The sequence below is a fragment of the Paenibacillus whitsoniae genome, from assembly GCF_003955665.1.
Classification (GTDB): domain Bacteria; phylum Bacillota; class Bacilli; order Paenibacillales; family NBRC-103111; genus Paenibacillus_E; species Paenibacillus_E whitsoniae.
In genome coordinates this window covers 17,184-39,183 of record NZ_RXHU01000049.1, presented here as the reverse complement: position 1 = coordinate 39,183, position 22,000 = coordinate 17,184, and the positions used below count along the sequence as shown (strand labels likewise).

22 protein-coding genes are annotated in these 22,000 nt (G+C 53.3%); 19 read left to right on the top strand and 3 right to left on the bottom strand.

Annotation, left to right across the window (positions count from 1 at the left end; genetic code table 11):
* Positions 1-65: 65 nt before the first annotated feature.
* On the bottom strand, positions 66-317 hold the full coding sequence (rpsT, locus tag EJQ19_RS16885; RefSeq protein WP_126142410.1) for a 30S ribosomal protein S20: 252 nt from the start codon (positions 315-317) through the stop codon (positions 66-68).
* A gap of 195 nt (positions 318-512) precedes the next feature.
* Between rpsT and gpr the strand changes: the two genes are divergently transcribed.
* From gpr to dnaJ, 11 genes are all read left to right on the top strand, one after another.
* Complete coding sequence (gene gpr / locus EJQ19_RS16880) at positions 513-1,511, top strand: GPR endopeptidase (RefSeq protein ID WP_126142409.1); 999 nt, start codon at positions 513-515, stop codon at positions 1,509-1,511.
* A gap of 151 nt (positions 1,512-1,662) precedes the next feature.
* A complete protein-coding gene (gene spoIIP / locus EJQ19_RS16875; RefSeq protein WP_126142408.1) occupies positions 1,663-2,892 on the top strand; it encodes a stage II sporulation protein P in 1,230 nt (409 codons plus the stop codon).
* 41 nt (positions 2,893-2,933) lie between these two features.
* Positions 2,934-3,323, top strand: coding sequence for a DUF3679 domain-containing protein (locus EJQ19_RS16870; RefSeq protein ID WP_126142407.1), 390 nt, complete (start codon positions 2,934-2,936; stop codon positions 3,321-3,323).
* Between the two features lie 76 nt (positions 3,324-3,399).
* On the top strand, positions 3,400-5,214 hold the full coding sequence (lepA, locus tag EJQ19_RS16865; protein ID WP_126142406.1) for a translation elongation factor 4: 1,815 nt from the start codon (positions 3,400-3,402) through the stop codon (positions 5,212-5,214).
* A gap of 146 nt (positions 5,215-5,360) precedes the next feature.
* Entirely contained in the window at positions 5,361-6,512 is a 1,152-nt protein-coding gene (hemW, locus tag EJQ19_RS16860) for a radical SAM family heme chaperone HemW (RefSeq protein WP_126142405.1), read from the top strand.
* A gap of 162 nt (positions 6,513-6,674) precedes the next feature.
* Positions 6,675-7,142 (top strand): N-acetyltransferase, encoded by a 468-nt coding sequence (locus EJQ19_RS16855; RefSeq protein WP_126142460.1) that lies wholly within the window; start codon positions 6,675-6,677, stop codon positions 7,140-7,142.
* A gap of 112 nt (positions 7,143-7,254) precedes the next feature.
* Entirely contained in the window at positions 7,255-8,283 is a 1,029-nt protein-coding gene (gene hrcA / locus EJQ19_RS16850) for a heat-inducible transcriptional repressor HrcA (RefSeq protein WP_126142404.1), read from the top strand.
* Positions 8,280-9,818 (top strand): TCP-1/cpn60 chaperonin family protein, encoded by a 1,539-nt coding sequence (locus EJQ19_RS16845; protein WP_126142459.1) that lies wholly within the window; start codon positions 8,280-8,282, stop codon positions 9,816-9,818. Before hrcA ends, EJQ19_RS16845 begins: the two co-directional genes overlap by 4 nt.
* An 87-nt stretch (positions 9,819-9,905) precedes the next feature.
* Complete coding sequence (grpE, locus tag EJQ19_RS16840) at positions 9,906-10,487, top strand: nucleotide exchange factor GrpE (RefSeq protein ID WP_126142403.1); 582 nt, start codon at positions 9,906-9,908, stop codon at positions 10,485-10,487.
* Between the two features lie 80 nt (positions 10,488-10,567).
* Entirely contained in the window at positions 10,568-12,412 is a 1,845-nt protein-coding gene (dnaK, locus tag EJQ19_RS16835) for a molecular chaperone DnaK (protein WP_126142402.1), read from the top strand.
* Positions 12,413-12,524: 112 nt separating this feature from the next.
* Positions 12,525-13,640, top strand: coding sequence for a molecular chaperone DnaJ (gene dnaJ / locus EJQ19_RS16830; RefSeq protein WP_126142401.1), 1,116 nt, complete (start codon positions 12,525-12,527; stop codon positions 13,638-13,640).
* An 81-nt stretch (positions 13,641-13,721) separates the two neighbouring features.
* Here dnaJ and EJQ19_RS31865 read toward each other — a convergent pair whose 3' ends face one another.
* Entirely contained in the window at positions 13,722-13,880 is a 159-nt protein-coding gene (locus EJQ19_RS31865; protein ID WP_164716588.1) for a hypothetical protein, read from the bottom strand.
* 226 nt (positions 13,881-14,106) lie between these two features.
* Between EJQ19_RS31865 and EJQ19_RS16825 the strand changes: the two genes are divergently transcribed.
* From EJQ19_RS16825 to EJQ19_RS16800, 6 genes are all read left to right on the top strand, one after another.
* Positions 14,107-15,846 carry an alkaline phosphatase gene (locus EJQ19_RS16825; RefSeq protein WP_241242949.1) on the top strand — a complete coding sequence of 580 codons (1,740 nt, stop codon included), beginning with the start codon at positions 14,107-14,109 and terminating at the stop codon, positions 15,844-15,846.
* A gap of 83 nt (positions 15,847-15,929) precedes the next feature.
* The gene (locus EJQ19_RS16820) at positions 15,930-16,610 is read left to right on the top strand and encodes an ABC transporter ATP-binding protein (protein ID WP_241242948.1); all 681 of its coding nucleotides are present in this window, start codon (positions 15,930-15,932) and stop codon (positions 16,608-16,610) included.
* Positions 16,607-17,824: an ABC transporter permease gene (locus EJQ19_RS16815; protein WP_126142400.1), complete on the top strand. Its 1,218-nt coding sequence runs from the start codon at positions 16,607-16,609 to the stop codon at positions 17,822-17,824. The genes EJQ19_RS16820 and EJQ19_RS16815 overlap by 4 nt, the downstream gene beginning before the upstream one ends.
* A gap of 10 nt (positions 17,825-17,834) precedes the next feature.
* Positions 17,835-18,659, top strand: a complete 825-nt coding sequence (locus tag EJQ19_RS16810) for an LptM family lipoprotein (protein WP_126142399.1) — start codon at positions 17,835-17,837, stop codon at positions 18,657-18,659.
* 81 nt (positions 18,660-18,740) lie between these two features.
* Positions 18,741-18,890 (top strand): YfhD family protein, encoded by a 150-nt coding sequence (locus EJQ19_RS16805; RefSeq protein WP_126142398.1) that lies wholly within the window; start codon positions 18,741-18,743, stop codon positions 18,888-18,890.
* On the top strand, positions 18,890-19,165 hold the full coding sequence (locus EJQ19_RS16800) for a BRCT domain-containing protein (RefSeq protein WP_126142397.1): 276 nt from the start codon (positions 18,890-18,892) through the stop codon (positions 19,163-19,165). Before EJQ19_RS16805 ends, EJQ19_RS16800 begins: the two co-directional genes overlap by 1 nt.
* Before the next feature lie 58 nt (positions 19,166-19,223).
* On the opposite strand, the gene EJQ19_RS16795 is transcribed toward EJQ19_RS16800, so the two are convergent.
* Positions 19,224-20,033, bottom strand: a complete 810-nt coding sequence (locus EJQ19_RS16795) for a glycerophosphodiester phosphodiesterase (RefSeq protein WP_126142396.1) — start codon at positions 20,031-20,033, stop codon at positions 19,224-19,226.
* A 221-nt stretch (positions 20,034-20,254) separates the two neighbouring features.
* On the opposite strand from EJQ19_RS16795, the gene prmA reads away from it, so the two are divergent.
* Both prmA and EJQ19_RS16785 read left to right on the top strand, forming a co-directional pair.
* The gene (prmA, locus tag EJQ19_RS16790) at positions 20,255-21,229 is read left to right on the top strand and encodes a 50S ribosomal protein L11 methyltransferase (RefSeq protein ID WP_126142395.1); all 975 of its coding nucleotides are present in this window, start codon (positions 20,255-20,257) and stop codon (positions 21,227-21,229) included.
* An 11-nt stretch (positions 21,230-21,240) separates the two neighbouring features.
* The gene (locus tag EJQ19_RS16785) at positions 21,241-21,912 is read left to right on the top strand and encodes a site-2 protease family protein (RefSeq protein WP_126142394.1); all 672 of its coding nucleotides are present in this window, start codon (positions 21,241-21,243) and stop codon (positions 21,910-21,912) included.
* The last annotated feature ends 88 nt before the right edge of the window (positions 21,913-22,000 follow it).

The following is a 22,000-nucleotide window of genomic DNA, read 5'->3' as shown; positions in this document are numbered from 1 at the left end:
GACGCCGCCCAGCGAAAAAAGCCCAACTCTCCGCAGAGAACTGGGCTTTTGCTCTATGTCCGTAATTACGCTTGAGCCGTAAGAGCGTTCAGCTTTTTAGCCAGACGGGACTTCTTGCGGTTAGCGGCATTTTTATGGATTAAACCTTTGGAAGCAGCTTGATCCAATTTCTTAGAAGCGGCAACAAGTGCTTCAGAGGTCAAAGCTGTTTCGAAAGCTTTCACAGCAGTACGCAGAGCGGACTTTTGGGAAGCGTTACGAAGACGACGCTTTTCGCTAACTTTTACTCGTTTAATAGCGGATTTAATGTTTGGCATGAAATTCACCTCCTACTTACAAAACACGTTCAACGTTACATTTGTATGTTTGCTGACAACTTTAAGTATTCTACCACGCAATATTTGAAATTGCAAGAGCTGTCAATAGGCTTTTGCAGGCGGCGGATCTCGTATAATGCCTCCTTTTTCGTCGCACACTATGTCGTATCTACATTTTCAGAGAGGGGCACTGAGATGGATTTAAGCTCATTTACGACGCATACGGACCTTGCGCTGGATGCAAGGGATATCGCGCAGCAGGCCAATCAAGGGCAGCCGATTCCCGGCATCGAGCAGGTCTCGACGAGAGAAAACGGCATTCGCGTGACCAAAATTAATGTGCTGAACGAAGAAGGCTCCAAGGCGATGGGTAAGCTGATGGGCCATTATATAACGATGGAAGTGCCAGCGCTGCGTGAAAAGGATACACAGCTTCAGGACCGGGTTGCCACGAAGCTGGCTCAGGAATTTGAGGCGTTCCTGCTTGAAATCGGTATTCCGAAGAATGCCAAGGCACTGATTATTGGGCTGGGAAACTCGAATGTGACGCCCGATGCGCTGGGCCCGCTTGTGGTCGATAATGTGATGGTGACGCGGCATTATTTTGAGCTCGTGCCGGACGACGTCGGTGAAGGATATAGAGCGGTGAGTGCGGTTGCGCCGGGCGTGCTCGGCACGACGGGAATTGAGAGCAGCGACATCGTGCAAGGGATCGTGGACAGGTCCAAGCCGGATTTTATTATTGCGATTGATGCGCTCGCTTCCCGCTCGCTGGAGCGGGTGAATACGACGATTCAGATTGCGGATACGGGCATTCATCCAGGCTCGGGCATCGGCAACAAACGGAAGGGACTGACAAAGGAGAACCTCGGCATTCCGGTTATCGCGATTGGTGTGCCAACAGTGGTCTACGCCTCCACAATCGTCAATAATGCATTCGATCTGATGCAGAAGCATTTCAGCGATCAGACGCAGAATACGGGCAAAATTTTCGGACTCCTCGACAATATTCATGAGGATGAACGGCTTCAATTGGTAAAAGAGGTTTTGAATCCTGTCGGCCACGACCTGCTGGTGACGCCGAAGGAGATCGACCAGTTCATCGAGGATATTGCGAATATCATCGCCAGCGGGCTGAATGCGGCCCTGCATGACGCGGTAGATGTGGATAACGTCGCGGCCTATACCCATTAAGAGACGAGCCTTCCTTCGAGCCAGAGGGGAGGCTTTTTCGCGGCTGATCACGACTTGCGAGATTTCTTCTATTAAAACTTCTAGCGAACGGGTTCTACTTCCGAAGCTCGTTTCATAGAGTAAAGTAAGCTAGATTAGGAGGAATCAGACGATGAAATGGACAACAGCCACTTTGAATTTCAGCCACGTTCGGAAAACGTTTCAGAGCGCAAGTTCCGTCGGAAAAACTTTGTTTATTCTCAGCACATCGACCCTAGCTCTCTTTGTTTTCATCGGGATCGGCGGTTTTCTGCAAACGCGGCTTACCACTTCACCGGTTTCGTCTATGAAAGGGCTCGCGGCGTCGGTCACCAACCAATTTTTTATCGACATGCTGGGAATGGAAGTTCCTCATTTAAATAAGGATCAAAAAAAATTCACGTTCTCGCAGCATAACATTTTTCATTTTGCGTTCCAAATGGTCACAGACGTCAATCCCAACGATCCTAAAAGTCTGGTGGCGAGCGAGGTGCCGGGCATGGACGCCAAGGCGTCTACGGTTCTTGTGCAGGGCAGCGCGACGAATCCAAGCTCTCCCTACGATCTCAACCCGACAACAACGGATCTCCAAGCTGAGGTCAAGCAGCCTCCAACACCAACACCGACGATTCAGCCGTCGCCGTCAAGCTCTGCCGCACCAAGTGCCAATCCAGCCGCACAACCGCCCAAAACAGCGGGAAACAACATCGCGTTCATCTACCAGACGCATAGTAACGAGTCATTCCTTCCTGAGCTTAAGGGCGTGACAGATCCAGACAAGGCTTACAGCGATAAAGTCAACGTTATTTCCGTCGGAGAGCGGCTCGCGCAAAATCTGGAGAAGGACGGCATCGGCGCCGTTCACGATAACACGGTGTACCCGAGCACGGTGAAAAATTTCGAGTATCCGTTCTCCTACAAATATTCGTTAAAAACGTTGCAAGAAGCGATGGCCGCGCATAAAGACCTGCAGTATTTCTTTGATATTCACCGTGATTCAGCGGCTCGCAGCAAAACGACCGCAACAGTTGACGGTCTAGACGTCGCACAGGTGTATTTCATTATCGGCGGCAAGAACCCGAGCTGGAAGAAGAACGAGGAGTTTGCGAATCAAATTCACCAAGCGCTGGAAGCCAAGCATCCCGGGGTTTCCAAAGGCATTCATGCGAAGGAAGCGAGCGAAGGCAACGGCCTCTACAATCAAAACGTTTCTCCGAATGCCATTCTGATCGAAGTCGGCGGCCCGTACAATACGTTGGAAGAATGCTATCGCACGACTGATTGGTTGGCCGAGGCGATTTCGGAAGTGATTTTGAACGCGAAAAAGGTTGATTCGCCTAAGGATACGACGAACAAATCTTAAACAGTCAAGCGAAGCAAATAAATTTGGAGGAGGCGGGTCGGATGAGGCTCGGACAGTTTTATTTAAAAGTGGGGTTGTTCGCACTGCTGCTTATGTTCTGCATCTTGTTCGGCGTTTCGCTGGCATCGAGCGGCACGCAGCGCATTGAGGGCACGTCGGTATCCCCGCCGTCCAAATCCGCCGTCCAGGGGGCGGTCGCCCAGGCTCAGGGCCAAGCTACTGCGATACAACCGTCCGCATCGCCCGTTGCCAAATCAGCCGCGAAGACTCAGCCAACACCGACGCCGGCGCCCACAAAAGAGCCTATCGCCGATCACGATAACTCCTTGAACCGCGTAGGAAATAAACTCGGAGATTTGCTGCAAATTACGATGCATCACGGCATAAAGCTGTTTGTTTCGCTGTTCGATGCAGTCCTCGGCAAAGGCTAGTATTGTGCCTGCATTGCTCCAACCCCCCACAACTGTTATAATGAAAATTATTTGTAGTGGGGGTTATGTCGGTAGCATGACGGATATTCGTGAAAGACAACAGAGGATTCGCAACTTTTCAATCATTGCTCATATCGACCACGGCAAGTCGACGCTGGCCGATCGCATTCTGGAATACACCGGCGCTTTGACGACGCGCGAGATGCAGGAGCAGGTGCTCGACCAAATGGATCTCGAACGGGAGCGCGGCATCACCATCAAGCTGCAAGCGGTACGACTGGCTTACCGGGCGGATGATGGCGTCGATTATATTTTGAATCTGATTGACACACCGGGACACGTCGACTTTACATACGAAGTTTCCCGAAGCCTGGCGGCATGCGAAGGCGCGCTGCTTGTTGTCGATGCGGCGCAAGGGATTGAAGCGCAGACGCTGGCGAACGTGTATCTGGCGCTGGAGAACAATCTGGAGATTTTGCCTGTCATCAATAAAATTGACCTGCCGAGTGCAGAACCGGACAAAGTAAAACAGGAAATCGAGGACGTAATCGGCCTTGATGCAAGCGAAGCTGTATTGGCTTCCGCCAAAGCGGGAATCGGGATTAAGGACATTATCGAGCAGATCTGCCAGAAGGTGCCGCCGCCGCAGGGCGATCCGGACAACCCGCTCAAGGCACTCATTTTCGACTCGCACTATGATATCTATAAAGGTGTCATCGTGTACGTGCGTGTCGTGGACGGCTCGATCAAGCCGGGCTCGAAAATCAAAATGATGGCGACGAACAAAACGTTCGAGGTCATCGAAGTCGGCGCATTCAAACCGCGCATGTCGACTGTGCCTTCCTTGGAAGTCGGCGACGTAGGCTTCATCATTGCCGGTATCAAAAATGTCGGCGACACACGCGTCGGGGATACGGTGACAGAGGCCGACAGGCCTGCACTTGAACCGCTGCCAGGCTACCGCCGGATTAATCCGATGGTCTTCTGCGGCTTGTACCCGATCGAAACGACGGACTATAACGATTTGCGCGAAGCGCTGCAAAAGCTGGAGCTGAACGACGCATCGCTTCGTTTTGAGCCGGAAACGTCAACAGCCCTTGGCTTTGGTTTCCGCTGCGGCTTTCTCGGCCTGCTGCACATGGAGATCATTCAAGAGCGGATCGAGCGCGAATTCAACATTCCGCTGATTACGACGGCGCCGAGCGTTATTTACCGCGTTACGCTGACGAACGGGGACGTGATGGACATCGACAACCCGTCCAACTACCCGGATCCGCAGCGGATCGATTACGTAGAAGAGCCATACGTCAAAGCTTCCATCATCGTGCCGAACGATTATGTCGGAACGATCATGGAACTGTGCCAAGGCAAGCGCGGCGAGTATATCAACATGGAATATCTCGATACGAATCGTGTCACATTGACGTACGATATTCCACTATCGGAAATCGTTTACGACTTCTTCGATATGCTGAAATCGAGAACGAAAGGTTATGCATCCTTCGACTACGAGCTTTCGGGCTACAAACGGTCGAATCTGGTGAAAATGGACATTCTGCTTAACGCAGAGCAAGTGGACGCCCTTTCCTTCATCGTGCATAGAGATTCCTCGTACCAACGTGGTAAAATCATCTGCGACAAGCTGAAGGATCTGATTCCTCGTCAAATGTTCGAGGTGCCGATCCAAGCGGCGATCGGTCAAAAGATCATTGCCCGCGAAACGGTCAAAGCGATGCGCAAAAACGTTCTCGCGAAATGTTACGGCGGGGATATTTCCCGGAAACGGAAGCTCCTCGATAAGCAAAAAGAAGGCAAGAAGCGCATGAAGCAGGTCGGCAGCGTTGAGGTGCCGCAAGAAGCGTTTATGGCGGTTCTGAAAATCGACGAATAGGCGCGATCCAAAAAGCAGACGGTTTTGATCGCGCATAGATAACGCTGCGCAGATGCGCAGACCGGAGGAAAAGCTGGGGTGGCAGACGTTTCTGCCCCTCGGCTTTTTCTACCGTATGGACTTTGGTTAGAAAGAAGGAACACCCTATGCTAGTTTCCTATAAAACGCCGACAGCGGTGTACATTCATATTCCGTTTTGCACGAATAAATGCCACTACTGCGATTTCAACTCCTACGTTCTGAAAGGTCAGCCCGTGATGGCGTACCTGGATGCGCTGGAAAGAGAAATGGAGCAAACGGTGAAGCGCATGCCTCCAGAGAAAGTAGAGACGATTTTCGTAGGCGGCGGAACCCCGACTGTCCTGCTGCCTGATCAAATGGAACGCTTCCTCTCGATGGTTCGGACGTACTTCCCGGCGGATGCTAACGAAGTCGAGTTCTCGATGGAAGCGAACCCTGGAACGACGGACGAGGATAAGCTAGCGGTCATGAAAGCAGGCGGCGTCAACCGGATTTCGTTCGGCGTGCAGTCGTTTAACAATGACCTGCTTGCGGCAATCGGGCGCATTCATAATACAGATGACGTGTACCGAAGCATTGAGAATGCGAAAAAGCTCGGCTTCGACAACTTGTCCATCGACTTGATGTTTGGGCTGCCGCGGCAGACGGTAGACATCATGCAGGCGACGCTGGACGAAGCGCTGGCGCTGGATTTGCAGCATTATTCCATTTACAGCCTCAAGGTCGAGGAAAACACCCTTTTCCATACGCTTTACAATAAAAATCAACTGCCGCTGCCGAGCGAAGATGAAGAAGTCGAGATGTATGAGCTCATTATGAACCGTCTGGAAGCCGCAGGATACAAACAATATGAAATCTCCAACTTCGCCCGTCCGGGCCGCGAGAGCCGGCACAATACGCAGTATTGGCGCAACCGCACATACTATGGGCTAGGCGCGGGAGCTCACGGCTATATCGGCGGACAACGCCACATCAATATCAAAGGCGTGCAGCCTTATATCGATGCCACCGTACAAGGGCTGCCGGTGCTGGAGCAGTTTGCCGTGGAGCCGCAGGAGGCGATGGAGGATTTTATGATGGTCGGCCTCCGTATGATGGATGGGGTGCAGGCTAACGATTTCCGGGCGCAGTTCGGTTCGGAGATGGAAGACCATTTTGGGCCGACACTGCAAGGCTGGGTAGAGAAAAAGCTGCTGGAACGCGTGCCGGGCGGTTACCGGTTGTCTAAACAGGGCGTTTTGCTCGGGAATGAGGTATTCGCTTCGTTTCTAAGCTGATCAGGCGCCAAATCGTGCCGCAAATATGCAAAATAGGTCTTGTGGAAGTATACGGATTGTTGTATATTTATACAATAATCCACAAGCGGAAAAGCGGTCTGCCGCGGTTTTCTCCTGTGGCCTTTATGCATTTTCTTGCGATTGGTGGGATGAGGCGTGATGATGTCAACAACGATTACTGTCCGTAAAGCTTCCTTGGATGATGTGGAGAAGCTTTACGATATTATACAGGGTTATGCGAAACAAGGGATTATGCTCCCGCGCAGCAGGGAGATGCTGCAGGAGAACATCGACAGTTTTGTCGTGGCGGAGCATGAAGGAGCCCTGATAGGCTGCGGTTCTTTAACTCAACTCGGGCCGGATCTGGTGGAAATTCGCTCGCTCGGCATGACGCCTGGTTACAAGGGTCAGGGGATCGGCGGCAGACTGGTGGATTTCCTTGTGGAAGAAGCGAGAGCCATGGGGATTCGCAAAGTGATGGCGCTGACGTATGAAGTGGCTTTCTTCCAAAAGAACGGCTTTACGCTCGTGCCGAAAGAGATTTTTCCGGAGAAGGTATGGCGGGATTGCATGCACTGCAAAAAACAGTACTGCTGCGACGAAATCGCGGTGCTCAAACGATTGGATTGACTTGACAACAGACCTTAGGGTCTGTTATTTTTGTATTAGGATTTAGCACTCACTAAATACGAGTGCTAACGAAAACGAAATCAGATGGGATAATCTTGAAGGAGGGGTAAGCATGTTGACAGAGCGTCAGCGTATGATTCTGAGTGCAATCATTGACGATTACGTTCGTTCAGCAGAGCCGATCGGTTCGCGGAGTATTTCTAAACGGGGAAATGTCGGATTCTCGCCGGCAACGATCCGCAATGAAATGTCGGATCTCGAAGAGATGGGCTTTCTGGAGCAGCCCCATACGTCCGCAGGCCGGATTCCTTCGCATAAAGGTTATCGCTATTATGTGGACCATCTGCTCCAGCACGGCACGCTTCAAACCCAAGATCTCGATTCGATGAAAGGCGCGTTTGCCAATCGGATTCAAGAGATGGAGGGCGTCATTCAGCACGTGGCGGGCATTTTGTCCTCCATGACGAACTACACGTCGATTGTGCTTGGTCCGGAAGTGTTCAGCACGACGCTGAAGCATTTGCAGATCGTGCCTTTGTCCGAGACGACGGCTGTTGCCATCCTCGTGATGAATACCGGGCATGTAGAGAACAAAACGATTACGATTCCTGAGGGCATTGCGATGTCGGAGATTGAGAAGGTCGTGAACCTGCTCAATACGCGACTGCACAACGTGCCGCTCATTCATTTTAAATCAAAGCTCTATAATGAAATTTCACAGGAACTAAGCAAGTATGTTACGGGATATCAAGAGTTATTGGGTGTTATTGAAGGCGTTATGCAAAGCAATGAGAAGGACCGGCTTTTCTTAAGTGGTATGACGAATATGCTTAAGCAGCCGGAGTTCAAGGATGTTGAGAAAGTGAAGAGCATTTTTGATCTGCTGGAAGAAGCGCCGACGCTGATCAAGCTGATTTCGCCGTCCAACGAGGGCATTGAGATTAAAATCGGCACGGAGAACAGCCTTGAAGCGATTTCGAACTGCAGCTTGATTACGGCCTCTTATTCGCATAACGGCACACCGCTCGGCACGATTGGCATTCTGGGTCCGACCCGCATGGAATATGGGCGCGTGATTACGCTCATGGATTATTTGTCAAGGCATCTTGAAGGGGTCCTCGGACGTTGGTACGGCAAATGACCGGAATCAAAGGTGTCCCAGGCGAAAACGAAGAACGATATTCCACGCTCGTGAATAATGCGGCGGCTGTCCGCGCTATTTGCTCGGCGGTTGAGGGCACGCTCGGTCCGAAAGGGCTCGATACGATGCTCGTCGGACAGCAGGGCGACGTCATTATTACGAACGATGGCGTCACGATATTGGAAAAGATGGACGTCACGCATCCTGCCGCGCGCCTGATGATTCAGGTGGCGCGCAGCCAGCAGCGTCAGATCGGCGACGGCACGACGACGGCCACAGTGCTGGCCGGCGCGCTGGTGCAGGAAGGCGTCGCGCAGGTAACGCGCGGCGTGCCGGTCGCCAAAGTGGTGTCCGGCATGCAGACGGGCATTGAGCTGGCGGCCGCCTCCCTGCGGGAGCGCAGCCGCGCCGTGCAGGGGCTGGACGACCGCGAGCTGTACCGCATCGCGTACACCGCCGGCCGGGAGCAAGCGGACATCGCGAAGCTCGTCATTCAGGCGGCAGAGGCCGTCGGCGAGGCCAAGCTGCGCGAAGAGGGCTACCGCTTCGCGGACAGCGTGCTCGCCCACGAAGAGGCGAGCAGCGAGGTCTGGACCGGCATTCTGCTCGGCCAGAAGCCGGCGAACCTGCATGCCGCGCTGGAGCGCCGGGATGCCCGAGTGCTTGTGCTGCAGGATGCATTGGAGCCGGAGGCGGTGAGCGAGGAATCGCTCGTCACCGAGGCCGGCTTCCAGCGGTACATGCAGCTGCGCGAGCAGTTCCGCAGCTCCCTCGGGAAGCTGCTGGAGCTCGGCGTCGGTCTGATCGCGTCAGACCGCGGGGTGGACCCGGAGGCGGAGCAGTTCTGCTCCGACCACGGCATTCTCGTGCTGCAGCGCGTGTCCCGCCGGGACCTGCTGCAGCTCAGCGAGCACACCGGCGCCCGGCCGGTGCGCCGAACGGCGCTGCGCAAGAGCGCGCCGGAGCTCGGCGACGCACTCGGCCGCGCGGGCCATGCCGCTTACGATGAGCGGCTGGAGCGCGTGCGCGTGGCGCAGGGTCACGGCGAAGCGTACGTGACCGTGATCGTCGGCGCCGCGACGCGCGAAGCGGCGCATGAGCGCTCGCGCATCGCGAAGGATGCCGCTTCGGCGGTACAGGCCGCGGTGCGCGGCGGGTATTTGCCCGGCGGCGGCGCCGCAGAGATGGCAGTGGCGCACGATCTGGAGCGCATGCGCGAGACGATGAAGGGCATGGAAGGCTTCGGCGTTGCCGCTGTCGCTGGCGCGCTGCGGAAGCCCCTGTCGCAAATTGTCGTGAATGCAGGGTACAACCCTTTGGAAAAGGTGGAGGAGCTAAAGGCGGCCCAAATTGCGCACGGCTCCGACCGGTTAGGCATTGACTGTGATACAGGTCAAATCGCCGATTTTCTGGAAGCAGGGATCGTCGACCCGACCGATGTGAAAATTCATGCCTTGCAAGCGGCAGGCGAAGTCGCTGCGGCTGTCCTGCGCATTCATACGGTCATCAAGATGAAGACGCTTGGTGATGAGTAGCCAAAATGGGCAAGCTAAGATCCAATTACGAGGCAATTCAATTCTCATTTTACGGATTTATGGATTATGTTTAGGAGGTGAAGCACATTGAGTACAAATGACAACCCAACTGCAGAACAAGAAACGAACTCTACATACGCAGCCGATCAAGAGCAAGCTACCGCAGCTCCCGAAGAAGCCGGCGACAACATTGAGGCTTCCGAAGAGGCAGTAAAGGTAGACGGCGAGCTTGAGAAAGCGCGTATGCAAGCTGAAGAGAATTATCAGCGCATGTTGCGCGTGCAAGCGGATTTTGACAACTTCCGCCGCCGCGCAAGAGCCGAAAAAGAAGATTTCGCGAAGTACGCTTCGCTTAAATTGATTGAGCAGCTTCTGCCGATCGTCGATAACTTTGAACGCGCGTTGTCTTCCAGCAAAGAAAACAAAGACTTCGACGCGTTGGCCAAAGGTCTTGACATGACGTACCGCGGCATCGACCAACTGTTGACTGCGGAAGGTCTCAAGCCGATTGAATCGGTTGGCCAGCCGTTTAACCCGGAATTCCACCAAGCGGTCATGCAAGTGGAGTCTGAGGATCATGAAGAAGGCATCGTCGTGGAAGAGTTGCAAAAAGGCTATGTCTTGAAGGATAAAGTCATCCGCCCGGCGATGGTGAAAGTCAGCATGTAGCTGACCTCACTCAACGATGATTACATTTACCATTTCCATATATGAATAAGTTCCGAGTGAACTAAAGGAGGCAGCTTTACATGAGTAAAGTAATTGGTATTGACTTAGGGACAACAAATTCCTGCGTAGCCGTAATGGAGGGCGGGGAAGCTGTTGTTATCCCAAATCCTGAAGGCAACCGAACAACACCTTCCGTTGTAGGTTTCAAAAAAGACGGCGAGCGTGTCGTTGGTGAAACAGCGAAACGCCAAGCGATCACGAATCCGGACAAAACCGTGATCTCCATCAAACGTTACATGGGGACCAATCACAAAGAAAATATCGACGGCAAAGAGTACACGCCGCAAGAAATTTCCGCCATCATCCTGCAAAAGCTGAAAGCCGACGCAGAAGCTTACCTGGGTCAAACCGTATCCCAAGCGGTTATTACCGTACCGGCTTACTTCAATGACTCCCAGCGTCAAGCAACGAAAGATGCCGGTAAAATCGCAGGTCTTGAAGTGCTTCGTATCGTGAACGAGCCAACGGCTGCGGCACTGGCTTACGGTTTGGAGAAAGCGGAAGACCAAACGATCCTCGTCTATGACCTTGGCGGCGGTACGTTCGACGTATCCATCCTTGAGCTGGGCGACGGCTTCTTCGAAGTAAAAGCGACTAGCGGGGACAACAAGCTGGGCGGCGACGACTTCGACCAAGTGATTATCGACCATCTGGTAGCTGAGTTCAAAAAAGAGCACGGCATCGACCTTTCCAAAGATAAAGCGGCTGTTCAACGTCTGAAAGATGCTGCGGAAAAAGCGAAAAAAGAGCTTTCCGGCGTCCTGACAACAACGATCTCCCTGCCGTTCATTACGGTAGTAGACGGCGTTCCTCAGCACTTGGAGCTGAACTTGACGCGCGCGAAATTCGAAGAGATTTCCGCTCATCTCGTAGAAAGAACGCTTGGTCCGACTCGTCAAGCGCTGCAAGATTCCGGCCTGTCCACAAGCGACATCGATAAAGTCGTACTGGTCGGCGGTTCCACACGGATTCCAGCTGTTGTTGAAGCGATCAAAAAATTGACAGGCAAAGAGCCATACAAAGGCGTTAATCCGGACGAAGTTGTTGCCCTTGGCGCAGCCGTTCAAGCCGGCGTATTGACAGGTGAAGTGAAGGACGTCGTTCTGCTCGACGTAACTCCGCTTTCCCTTGGTATCGAAACGGCAGGCGGCGTGTTCACGAAAATGATCGACCGCAACACGACGATTCCGACAACGAAATCCCAAGTGTTCTCCACCTATGCGGATAACCAAACAAGCGTAGAAATCCACGTTCTGCAAGGCGAGCGCTCTATGGCTTCCGGCAACAAAACACTTGGCCGCTTTATGCTTGGCGACATTCCTCCGGCTCCGCGCGGCGTACCGCAAATCGAAGTTTCCTTCGACATCGATGCGAACGGTATCGTAAACGTATCCGCACTCGATAAAGGTACAGGTAAAAGCCAAAAAATCACCATCACATCGTCCAGCGGCCTGAGCGACGCGGAAGTTGAACAAATGGTGAAAGACGCGGAAGCGCACGCGGAAGAAGACCGTCAACGCAAAGAAATGGTTGAAGCTCGCAACGAAGCGGATCAACTCGTATATTCCGTTGACAAAACGATCAAAGACCTCGGCGACAAAGTCGACCAAGGCGAAATCGATAAAGCGAATGCAGCAAAAGAGAAAGTGACGCAAGCTCTTGCCGGCAACGATCTGGAAACAATCAAGGCGGCAACGGCTGAACTGACAGAAGTGATTCAACAACTGTCCGTGAAGCTGTATGAGCAAGCTTCCGCGGCGCAAGGCGCAGCAGAAGGTGCAGGCGCCGGTGCAGGCGAAGCGCCGAAAGGCAGAGAAAACGTCGTTGACGCTGACTACGAAGTCGTTGACGAATCGAAGAAATAAACATATCCTAACGTAAGGGTATGATCACGTAAGTGAACGAGTCAAAGCCAGCCGGAGAAGTCTCCACTGGCTTTGACTTTCCGTTTGTAGTCTTGGACATGGGAGTGGAACGATGAGTAAACGAGATTATTACGAGGTGCTTGGCGTAAGCAAGGGCGCTTCGCAGGATGAAATTAAAAAAGCGTACCGCAAGATGGCGCGTCAGTACCACCCCGACGTGAATAAAGCGGCTGATGCCGAAGACAAGTTCAAAGAAGCGAAGGATGCTTACGATGTACTGAGTGATGATCAGAAGCGAGCTCAATACGATCAATTCGGGCATGTCGATCCGAATCAGGGCTTCGGCGGCGGGCAAGACTTCAGCGGCGGCTTCGGGGATATTTTCGATATGTTCTTCGGCGGTGGCGGCGGCGGTCGCAGAAATCCGAACGCGCCTCAGCGCGGGAACGATCTGCAATATACGATGTCCATTGAATTCAAGGAAGCCGTCTTTGGTAAAGAAACGGACATTCACATTCCACGGACAGAGAATTGCGATACGTGCAGCGGCACCGGCGCCAAACCTGGCACCAAGCCGGAAACGTGCGGCGGCTGTCATGGTACGGGTCAGCAGGAAGTGGTTCAGAATACGGCGTTCGGCCGCATCGTGAACCGCCGCGTCTGCTCGTCCTGTAACGGCACCGGCAAAATCATCAAAGATAAATGCAGCACGTGTCACGGTCAAGGCAAAGTGAAGAAGCAGCGCACGATTCATATTAAAATTCCGGCAGGCGTGGACGACGGCGCACAACTGCGCGTTTCCGGCGAAGGGGAAGCAGGCACGCGCGGCGGCCCGTCCGGCGACTTGTATGTGGTCATTCGTGTGAAAGCGCACGAGTTCTTCCACCGCGAAGGAAACGACATTTATTGCGAGGTTCCGCTTACGTTTACGCAGGCGGCGCTGGGTGATGAAATCGAAATCCCGACGCTGACGGAGAAAGTGAAGCTGAAAATTCCAGCCGGCACGCAGACGGACACGTACTTCCGCTTGAAAGGCAAAGGCGTTCCGCATTTGCGCGGCTTCGGTCAAGGCGACCAGCATGTGAAAGTGATCGTCATGACGCCGACGAATTTGTCCGAGGAGCAGAAAGATCTGCTGCGCCAATTCGGCAAGGAAAACGGCGAGCATACGCATGAGCAGAGCCAATCGATCTTTGAACGCATGAAGCGCGCCTTTCGTGGCGAATAAATAGGAAAAGCACCTGCAAGGGGCTTGAAGGGATGAATCTTCGAGCCGATCTGCGGGTGCTTTTTTTTGCGTCTGTCCGTACTAAACCTTGATCAGCTTTAACTGAATCGCCTGCTGCTCCGTCAAAATAAACTGTTCGCCCGGCCACACTTCTTCGTCCTTGTCTCTACCGAAAAGCAGCAGAAGCTGCGGCCAAACGCCTTTGTTCATGGCTTCTTGTGCGGTAATCATGATCTTCATCAGGGGGACGCCTCCTCATCTGAAAACCTCAGTTTTCCTATATTATACCTCAATTGACCCCCATCGACACATGCCGAATTTCCCGCTTCGGTGACGTGAGTCTTTGTTTTTACAGACAGTTTACAAATCCGTCCAAATTTACATTTCCTCCATGTCCCTCTGATGCTCTCCGAATCTGACATCCTTATGCTAGAGAGGTGAGACATTATATCGTGGAGGGATTCCGTTGAAAAAAGTATTCAAGCATCTAATGAGCTCAGGCCTCACTGTTTCTGTGCTTGCGATGAGTTTGGCGGGAACGGCGGCTGCGGCAGACACGACGACAACTGCATCGCCTGCAACGACAACAACATCGGTACCTGCTTCCAAAAATTTGATTGTCCTGATCGGGGATGGCATGGGTCCTGCCGAAGTGACGGCGGCTCGTTACTATTCCAAACAATTTTTACATAAAGACCGCTTGGAGTTGGACGGCGGCTACTACGTTGGTAAAGCTACGACGTATTCTCAAGCTAGCCCATACACGACAGAATCCGGTGCAGTTACGGACTCTGCCGCAGCAGGTACGGCGTTCTCCACCGGGAACAAAACCTACAATAATGCGATCTCCGTATCTAACGGCGATGTGGCCAAGCCTTTTGCATCCGTGATTGAAGCGGCAATGAAACAAGGCAAAGCGACCGGTCTTGTTACGACAGATGCGATTACCGGCGCGACGCCTGCGGTGTGGGCTTCCCACGTTCGTCAGCGCAGCAATCAAAATGCGATCGCTTCGCAGTTCCTGGACAGCGGTGTCAATGTGTTCTTCGGCGGCGGCAAAGTGAATTTCGTGACCAAGGAAGAGAAGGGCAAACGGACGGATAAAAACATCATTCCTGACTTCCAGGCCAAAGGGTACCAAACGGCATTCGATAAAGCGGGTCTGGAGGCAATCCCGGCAACAGCGGGCAAAGCGCTTGGGCTTTTCGCGGACGTTGAAATCCCCTATGTGCTGGATCGGACAGCATCGAACCCAAGCTTGCCGCAAATGACACAGAAGGCGCTTGATATTTTATCCCAAAATAAAGATGGCTTCGTCTTGATGGTGGAACAAGGCCGTATCGATCATGCAGGTCATGCGAACGATCTTCCAGCGAACATTCAAGAAACGCTGGAGCTGGACGCTACGTTTAAAACGTTGATTGATTTTGCAAAAAAAGATGGCAACACTTCCGTTGTCGTGACCGCTGACCATGAGACGGGCGGCCTCTCCCTCGCGATTAATAACGTTTACGAGTTGAATGTAGATTTGTTTAACAAAGAAAAGCATTCCTATGAGTATCTGGATGGCATTCTGAAAAAAGCGCAAACAGCTGAAGATGTTCGCCAAATCGTGGCAGACAACATCGGCTTTACCGATCTGACCGACGACGAGGTGCAATTGATTCTGAAAGGTGACGGCTCTTCCTATGGCCGTGCAGGCGGTTATAACGCAGTTATATCCAAACGTCTTGCTGTTGGTTGGACGGGACACGGTCATACCGGTGTGGACGTAGGCGTATGGGCATACGGGCCGATCGCTTCCTTGGTAAAAGGTGACGTTGACAACACGGACATTGCGAAAAGCGGAGCAAAAGTCATCGGTGCAGATCTTGCCGCTGCTACGAAAGCTCTGCAAGACAAGTACTTGTACCCGATGTTCAAAGTAACAAGAGACAGCAAAACGCTGTTTACGGCAAAATCGCTGGCGGAAACGCTGGGTGCAAAAGTTGAGTGGGACGAAGCTTCGAAAACGGTCACGCTGAACAAGGATGCCCAGAAGCTGGTTGTTGACGTTACGACAAGTGCGGTTACAGTGAACGGCGCAGCGAGCACGATTGTCGGTCAAGTGGACAACGGCAAGCTGTACCTGGCCATCGAAGCGTTCAATCAACTGACAGGCAAGACGTTGACATGGGATTCTTTCAATGAGCGCATTGTGCAATAAGTGCGTTTGTTAATGTGAAGCGGGACACTGGGGCTTTGGCCTGCGGTGTCCTCTTTTCAACTTTGGATGAGAAGCGGGGTTGGATGATGATAACGCTTAAAGAAGTTCGCAAATCGTTTAAGCAAAATGGAGAGCATATCCCGATTCTGCACATTGAACAGTGGCAGGTGAAACGGGGCGAGCGCATCGCGTTTCTCGGGCCGAGCGGAAGCGGCAAAAGCACGCTGCTGCACCTGCTAAGCGGTGTGATGCAGCCGGACAGCGGAGAGATTTGGATCGAGGATCAGCCGATTCATCGGCTGTCCGAATCGCAGCGCGACCAGTATCGGGCGAAGTCGGTCGGCTATATTTTTCAGGAATTTCATTTGATTTCGTCCTTGACCTTGAAGCAGAACGTGGAATTAATTATGCAGCCTTCCATGTCGAACAAGGAGGCCGCCGAAGTTTCCGCGCAATGGTTCGAGCGCGTAGGACTGACGACGCAGCAGCATCGCTTGCCTTCGCAGGTGTCCAGGGGTCAACAGCAGCGGGCGGCCATGATTCGTGCGCTGATCGGGAAGCCGAGCCTGGTGCTTGCCGACGAGCCGACCGGCAGTCTGGATTATGAGACGGCGGCGTCCATGATGTCGCTCCTGCTGCAGATCTGCGAGGAGGAGGGCCTGACGCTGCTGACGGTGACGCACGATGTGCATTTGGCAGCCTCCTATCCGCGTCAGGTGCACATTGAGGATCTGAACGCGATCCGCAGAGGAGTGACGGCATGAGTGTGCTGATTCTGCTTTGGCGCAATGTCTGGCATCGTAAGACGCTGTCGCTGCTAACGATCTTTTCTGTGGCGGTGACGGCTGCCGTTATTGTGTTGCTGCTTCTGTATCGGCAGAGTGTGGAAGTTGGTGCGGAGAAAGGGTACGGCCCCTTCGAAGTGACGATCGGGGCGAAGGGAAGCGCTACGCAGCTTGCATTGAACACGTACTACCACCTCGGCGCGCCGACGGGAAATATTCCTTATTCGCTGCTGGAGGAGGTGCGCGCTAATCATCAGGTAGAAGCCGCTTATGCGATGACGACCGGTGACAATTATAACGGGTATCCGATTGTTGGCATGGAACCGGGGTATTTTGCGACGAGGTACGGGACGGAGACTGCGATGGCAAGTGGCAAGCTGTATGCGAAGCTGGGCGATACGGTGGTTGGCGCCCATGTGGCGAAGGCGCTCGGACTTCATATCGGCGATACGTTCACAGGCGCGCACGGCCTGGTTCAAGGCGCGGAAGCGGTAGACGACGATGACGAAGACGGTGAAGAAGAGGCGCATCACCACAGCTTTGCCTATACGGTTGTAGGTATATTGCCGCCGCTGCTGACGGCGGATGATCGAGCGATTTTCACGACGTTGGATTATGCCTGGGCCGTTCACGCGCTGGATCCCGACAAGCCAAAGGAAGTGACGACGATTCTGGTAAAGCCAAGGTCGTTGCTTGGCGCGCAAGCGGTTAAAACGACCTACGGTGGGGTCAGCAACGTCCAGGCCATCTACACGAGCAAAGCGGTCGCTGACGTAGTGAACGTGCTGGATAAAGGCTCACAGGCGGTGAGCGGCGTTACGGTGATTTGCGTGGTGCTTGCCGCTTGTTCGATCCTGCTGTCGCTGATGGCGGCGGTGCAGGAGCGGAAGAAGGACGTTGCGCTGCTGCGGCTGATCGGCAAATCACGGCGATTTATCTGGTTTTCACTGCTGGGCGAAGGGCTGCTGCTGACGCTGGTCGGCTTGCTGCTCGGACTCGCGCTCGGGCATTTTGGCGGTTATGTGAGCCGGGAGGCGATTTTTGACTGGATGGGGCTGCAAATTCAGTCGTGGCAGTTCTTGCCTGGCGAATGGTGGCTCATCGGCGGGACGCTGCTCGTGGCGGTTGCGGCAACATTAGGGCCGTCCTGGCAGGCGTATCGCGTCGAGCCGTTGCAGTTGTTCCGATCATAAGGAGGGGGCTATGAACAAGACTATCGGTTGGATCAGCGTCATGATGAGCCTCAGTCTTTTGGCAGGCTGCGGGCAAAAGCCGGCGGAGCCCCGAGGCGAATCCTTCGGGAGCGCGCTGCAAGCGGCGTCGGCTGAGGCTTCGCCCGCCGCGGCAAATGCGTCCACAGCCGCCGTGAGCGCGGCTGCGAGCAGCAGCCCGGCGCCGGTGCCGACAAGCTCGGCGGCCGTTGATAGCGCGCCGCTAGCGAGCGCTGCGGCGCCCGTGGCGCCTGCGGCGTCGGCAGCGCCCGTGGCGCGTGCGTCTGTGCCGGCGGTGAGCGCCGCGCCCGCCGCATCCGCCGCGCCGCAGGCGGTGGACTTGGCGCCCGCAGCGAGCCCGGCGACGGCTTCGTCGCCGACAGCCGCGCCGACGAGCAAGCCTGCGGCTTCGCCGGCGGCGACACCCGTGCCGGAGAAGCCTGCTCACACGGGGAACGAGATCACGTGGGATCAATTTTTTGACACGGAGAAGCAGGATACGCCTTCAAACCGCTTCTGGGATTTGAGCGGAAAAACCGTTGAGATCAAAGGATTCATGGGCGAAGTGCTCTCTTTTGACAAGCACTGGTTCCTGCTTATTCCAAAGCCCGGTGCCGAGTGCCCGTTCGATAACGGGGACGAGACGTATTGGAACAAAATTATGATTGTCTTCGTGCCGGACAGTGTGAAGCTGCGATATACGTCAGGGCCGCTGAAAATCACCGGCAGGCTGGACGTCGGCATCAAGCTCGACGAATCCGGCTACAAAACGATGTTCCGGCTGTACGACGCTTCGTTTGAGAAGATCAAGGAATAGCGGGAATCTGTCGGCATAATTCCTCCCCAGTTAGGCACACTACTAAATGGTTCAAAACCAGACAGCAGGAGGAATATAGCCATGAAACAGCCTAATCGCGAGACAACGACCAATAAGCTGCCCGTTGCAAAAAACGAGGACGTCGAGTTTTCCGCTGAGGTAGCGGACGCCGACGATTTTGAGGCAGCGGAGCGTGCGCAGGAAGCAGACTTTCGGCAGGAAGAGCAGTAATGGCTGAGGTCGCGATTTTAGCTTATTTTCATTCCCCGGAGCAAGCAGAGGGTGCGGCAGCCAAACTGAAAGCTTTACGCGCCATTGATGTGCGAGTTGACCGCTTCACGAACAATCTCGGCTTCGAGCTGGAAAACGCGATGGCAGATAGCATCGTGAGCAGCGATCATGACGTGGATACGGTCGGACTGGACGTCGTGCTGACCGCTGTCGTTGATGCGGAGACGCGCGAGCAGGCGGCGCGTGTTATCGAAGACGCAGGCGGCAAAATATGAAAAAAATCACCGGCTTTGCGGATCGCCTTGAGGGCGCGCAGGGCCGGTGATTTTTTTGTCACAACTCTTGACTCATCAATTCTGAGAGCTTAGCCGGTTCATTCGTAATGATGCTCGCCACCCCGAGTGCCAGCATCTGCCTCATCATGCGAGCGTCATTAACCGTCCAGACATAGACCTCTTTGCGGTGTTCCGCACACTGGTCGACGAAACGCCCATTCACAAGCGTATAGGCGGCTGAAATGACATCATAATTGGTGCTGCTGAGGATCGGCTCCCAGTCGGACGGCTTTTGCCCCACGATGAGACCGGTTTTGATGGCGGGATTCAGTTCTTTCACCCGATGCAGAAACTGCGCATCGAAGGAGGTTATGATACAATCCTTTACAAAATCGTTCGCTTCGATCAAGGCTACGGTTCTTTCCACAAGCCGCTTGCTGTGACCGTTGTTTTTGAGTTCGATGTTTAATTTCATATGTCCCTTTGCCGCTTGAATGACTTCTTCCAGCGTAGGGACGTGTTCCCCTTTGTATTTGGCGCTTTTCCAGCTGCCGGCATCCGCAGCCTTCAGCTCGGCCGATGTGGCTTCCCACATATTTTTGCGAATCCCCGTTGTCCGGTACACACTGTCGTCATGCATGACCATCACGACGTCGTCGGATGTTTCCTGAACGTCAAGCTCGGAGAGGCCGGCCCTGTCTTTAATCGCTTGCCGGAAAGCGGCCATCGTATTCTCAGGAGCTTCCGCTGAACTGCCGCGATGGGCGGTCACTTGACTATAATTATCAGCCAGCATCGTTTGAGTAGACATAGGAACAACAAGCTGCAAGGAAAGCGCAACGAAAAGGGCTGATAATAATTTGTTCATACGTGTGTCACCGTTCTCTCTTGGGGGAAATGGATAAACTCTATACGTGAATCGTAGCAAAAAAGTTTTAGAAAAGATTTAGGTATTTCAGGAAAAATAAAACGCTTACATGTCTCCTTTATTTTACCCGATGACCGAAGTGTAGTACAATGGTTTTTGTGAAAATAGGCCCGTTTCGGTCAAAGCTTCACAGGCGATTATTTATAGAAGGAGCTGTACATATGCTTTGGCAGGAATTAACCGTACATACGACAGAAGAAGCGATTGAAATGATTACGAATTTTGTACACGAGCTGGGAGCCGGAGGCGTCTCCATCGAAGAGTCCGGCACCTTAAATAAAGAGCGGGACACGTCCTATGGGCAGTTGTACGAATCGCCGCTGAACGATATTCCGGAAGGCCGGGCCGTCATTAAAGCGTACTTTTATCAAGGGACAGAGATGGAGCCGATTCTTGAGAGTTTGAAGGCATCCGTCGCTGAGCTCAGCACGTTCGACATCGATACGGGAGATCCAACTTATGCGGTTGTAGAAGTGGACGATGAAGATTGGGCGCACGCGTGGAAGGCGTATTTTAAACCGTTCCGCATTACCGACCGTTTGACAATTAAGCCAACGTGGGAGGCGTATGAGGCTTCCGAAGGAGAGCTGATTCTGGAGCTTGACCCCGGCATGGCGTTTGGCACAGGGACGCACGCGACGACGGCGCTTTGTCTGCGGACGCTGGAAAAAGTATTGAAGCCCGGCGATGACGTCATTGATGTCGGCACGGGCTCCGGTATTTTGGCGATTGCGGCGGCGAAGCTTGGCGCGAAGCACGTGTTGGCGGTCGATCTCGATCCGGTTGCCGTGGACAGTGCGAATGAGAATACGGCACAGAACCATCTGCAAGACCTCATCACGGTGAAACAAAGCGATCTGCTCGGCGTATTGAAAGAGAGCGAGACGGAAAGCGCTTCTCAGCTTGGCGTGACGATTCCGGTGCAGCTGGTTGTGGCGAATATTTTGGCGGAAGTGATCGTTACCTTCGTCTCCGATGTGTATGAGGTGCTGGAGCGAGGCGGCTACTACATCACGTCAGGCATTATTACGGAAAAAGAAGAGCTAGTAGAAAAAGCGCTTGTCGCCGCTCAGTTTACGATTGTAGAGAAAAACTATGAGAACAACTGGGTCGTGATTGTAGCCAGAAAGATGTAGGTGGTTCGCACATGGGAGGCTTACTGTTTTACGATTGGAATACGCTGCCGTTTGTGATTTTAGTGCTAGTCCTTTCATTTACAGTGCATGAATTTGCGCATGCATACAGCGCGTACAAGCTGGGGGATCCGACGGCCCAGCATTTCGGCCGGGTTTCACTGAACCCGATGGTTCACCTGGATCTATTCGGGACGATTATGCTGCTGCTCGCGGGGTTTGGCTGGGCGAAGCCGGTGCCGGTGAACCGGGGGAATTTCAAAAAGCCGCGTCTGTACGGGATTATCGTAACGGCTGCGGGACCGATTAGCAACTTGATTCTTGCTTTTATTTCGATGTTTATATTGGCGTTATTTCATAAGAACGGCTGGTTTGACGGGCTGTCCACGGGAAGCGGCGATGCGATCCAGATTTTTCTGAGTCTGATGCTGAGCATCAACCTTACCTTGTTCTTGTTCAACCTAATCCCGATTCCGCCGCTTGACGGCTACCGGATTATTCAAGATTTAGTCGATCTGAAGTATTCGGAGGGACTGCAAAAGTTTGAACAATGGGCTTCGGTTATTTTCCTTCTGGTCGTATTTATTAGACCGCTTCGACAGGTCACCCTGGATCCATATTTAAGTTTAGGGAATGACATCGTTCGCTGGTTTGCGAAACCCATTGCTTTTATGCTCGGGATGTAGTGAAAAATTCGTCATCCACCCAATCCCATATAGCTTTTCTGAGATAAACAGAGTATGATGGTGAGTGGACGTTTTACAACGCACGTTA

Bases quoted from the DNA above. Each gene is read 5' to 3' on its own strand.
- EJQ19_RS31865 (WP_164716588.1), bottom strand. From the start codon at position 13,880: ATGAAGATCATGATTACCGCACAAGAAGCCATGAACAAAGGCGTTTGG.
- EJQ19_RS16845 (WP_126142459.1), top strand. From the start codon at position 8,280: ATGACCGGAATCAAAGGTGTCCCAGGCGAAAACGAAGAACGATATTCC.
- EJQ19_RS16815 (WP_126142400.1), top strand. From the start codon at position 16,607: ATGAGTGTGCTGATTCTGCTTTGGCGCAATGTCTGGCATCGTAAGACG.
- rpsT (WP_126142410.1), bottom strand. From the start codon at position 317: ATGCCAAACATTAAATCCGCTATTAAACGAGTAAAAGTTAGCGAAAAG.
- dnaJ (WP_126142401.1), top strand. From the start codon at position 12,525: ATGAGTAAACGAGATTATTACGAGGTGCTTGGCGTAAGCAAGGGCGCT.
- EJQ19_RS16820 (WP_241242948.1), top strand. From the start codon at position 15,930: ATGATGATAACGCTTAAAGAAGTTCGCAAATCGTTTAAGCAAAATGGA.
- spoIIP (WP_126142408.1), top strand. From the start codon at position 1,663: ATGAAATGGACAACAGCCACTTTGAATTTCAGCCACGTTCGGAAAACG.
- dnaK (WP_126142402.1), top strand. From the start codon at position 10,568: ATGAGTAAAGTAATTGGTATTGACTTAGGGACAACAAATTCCTGCGTA.
- EJQ19_RS16785 (WP_126142394.1), top strand. From the start codon at position 21,241: ATGGGAGGCTTACTGTTTTACGATTGGAATACGCTGCCGTTTGTGATT.
- EJQ19_RS16805 (WP_126142398.1), top strand. From the start codon at position 18,741: ATGAAACAGCCTAATCGCGAGACAACGACCAATAAGCTGCCCGTTGCA.
- EJQ19_RS16810 (WP_126142399.1), top strand. From the start codon at position 17,835: ATGAACAAGACTATCGGTTGGATCAGCGTCATGATGAGCCTCAGTCTT.
- prmA (WP_126142395.1), top strand. From the start codon at position 20,255: ATGCTTTGGCAGGAATTAACCGTACATACGACAGAAGAAGCGATTGAA.
- EJQ19_RS16870 (WP_126142407.1), top strand. From the start codon at position 2,934: ATGAGGCTCGGACAGTTTTATTTAAAAGTGGGGTTGTTCGCACTGCTG.
- hrcA (WP_126142404.1), top strand. From the start codon at position 7,255: ATGTTGACAGAGCGTCAGCGTATGATTCTGAGTGCAATCATTGACGAT.
- EJQ19_RS16855 (WP_126142460.1), top strand. From the start codon at position 6,675: ATGTCAACAACGATTACTGTCCGTAAAGCTTCCTTGGATGATGTGGAG.
- gpr (WP_126142409.1), top strand. From the start codon at position 513: ATGGATTTAAGCTCATTTACGACGCATACGGACCTTGCGCTGGATGCA.
- hemW (WP_126142405.1), top strand. From the start codon at position 5,361: ATGCTAGTTTCCTATAAAACGCCGACAGCGGTGTACATTCATATTCCG.
- lepA (WP_126142406.1), top strand. From the start codon at position 3,400: ATGACGGATATTCGTGAAAGACAACAGAGGATTCGCAACTTTTCAATC.
- EJQ19_RS16795 (WP_126142396.1), bottom strand. From the start codon at position 20,033: ATGAACAAATTATTATCAGCCCTTTTCGTTGCGCTTTCCTTGCAGCTT.
- EJQ19_RS16800 (WP_126142397.1), top strand. From the start codon at position 18,890: ATGGCTGAGGTCGCGATTTTAGCTTATTTTCATTCCCCGGAGCAAGCA.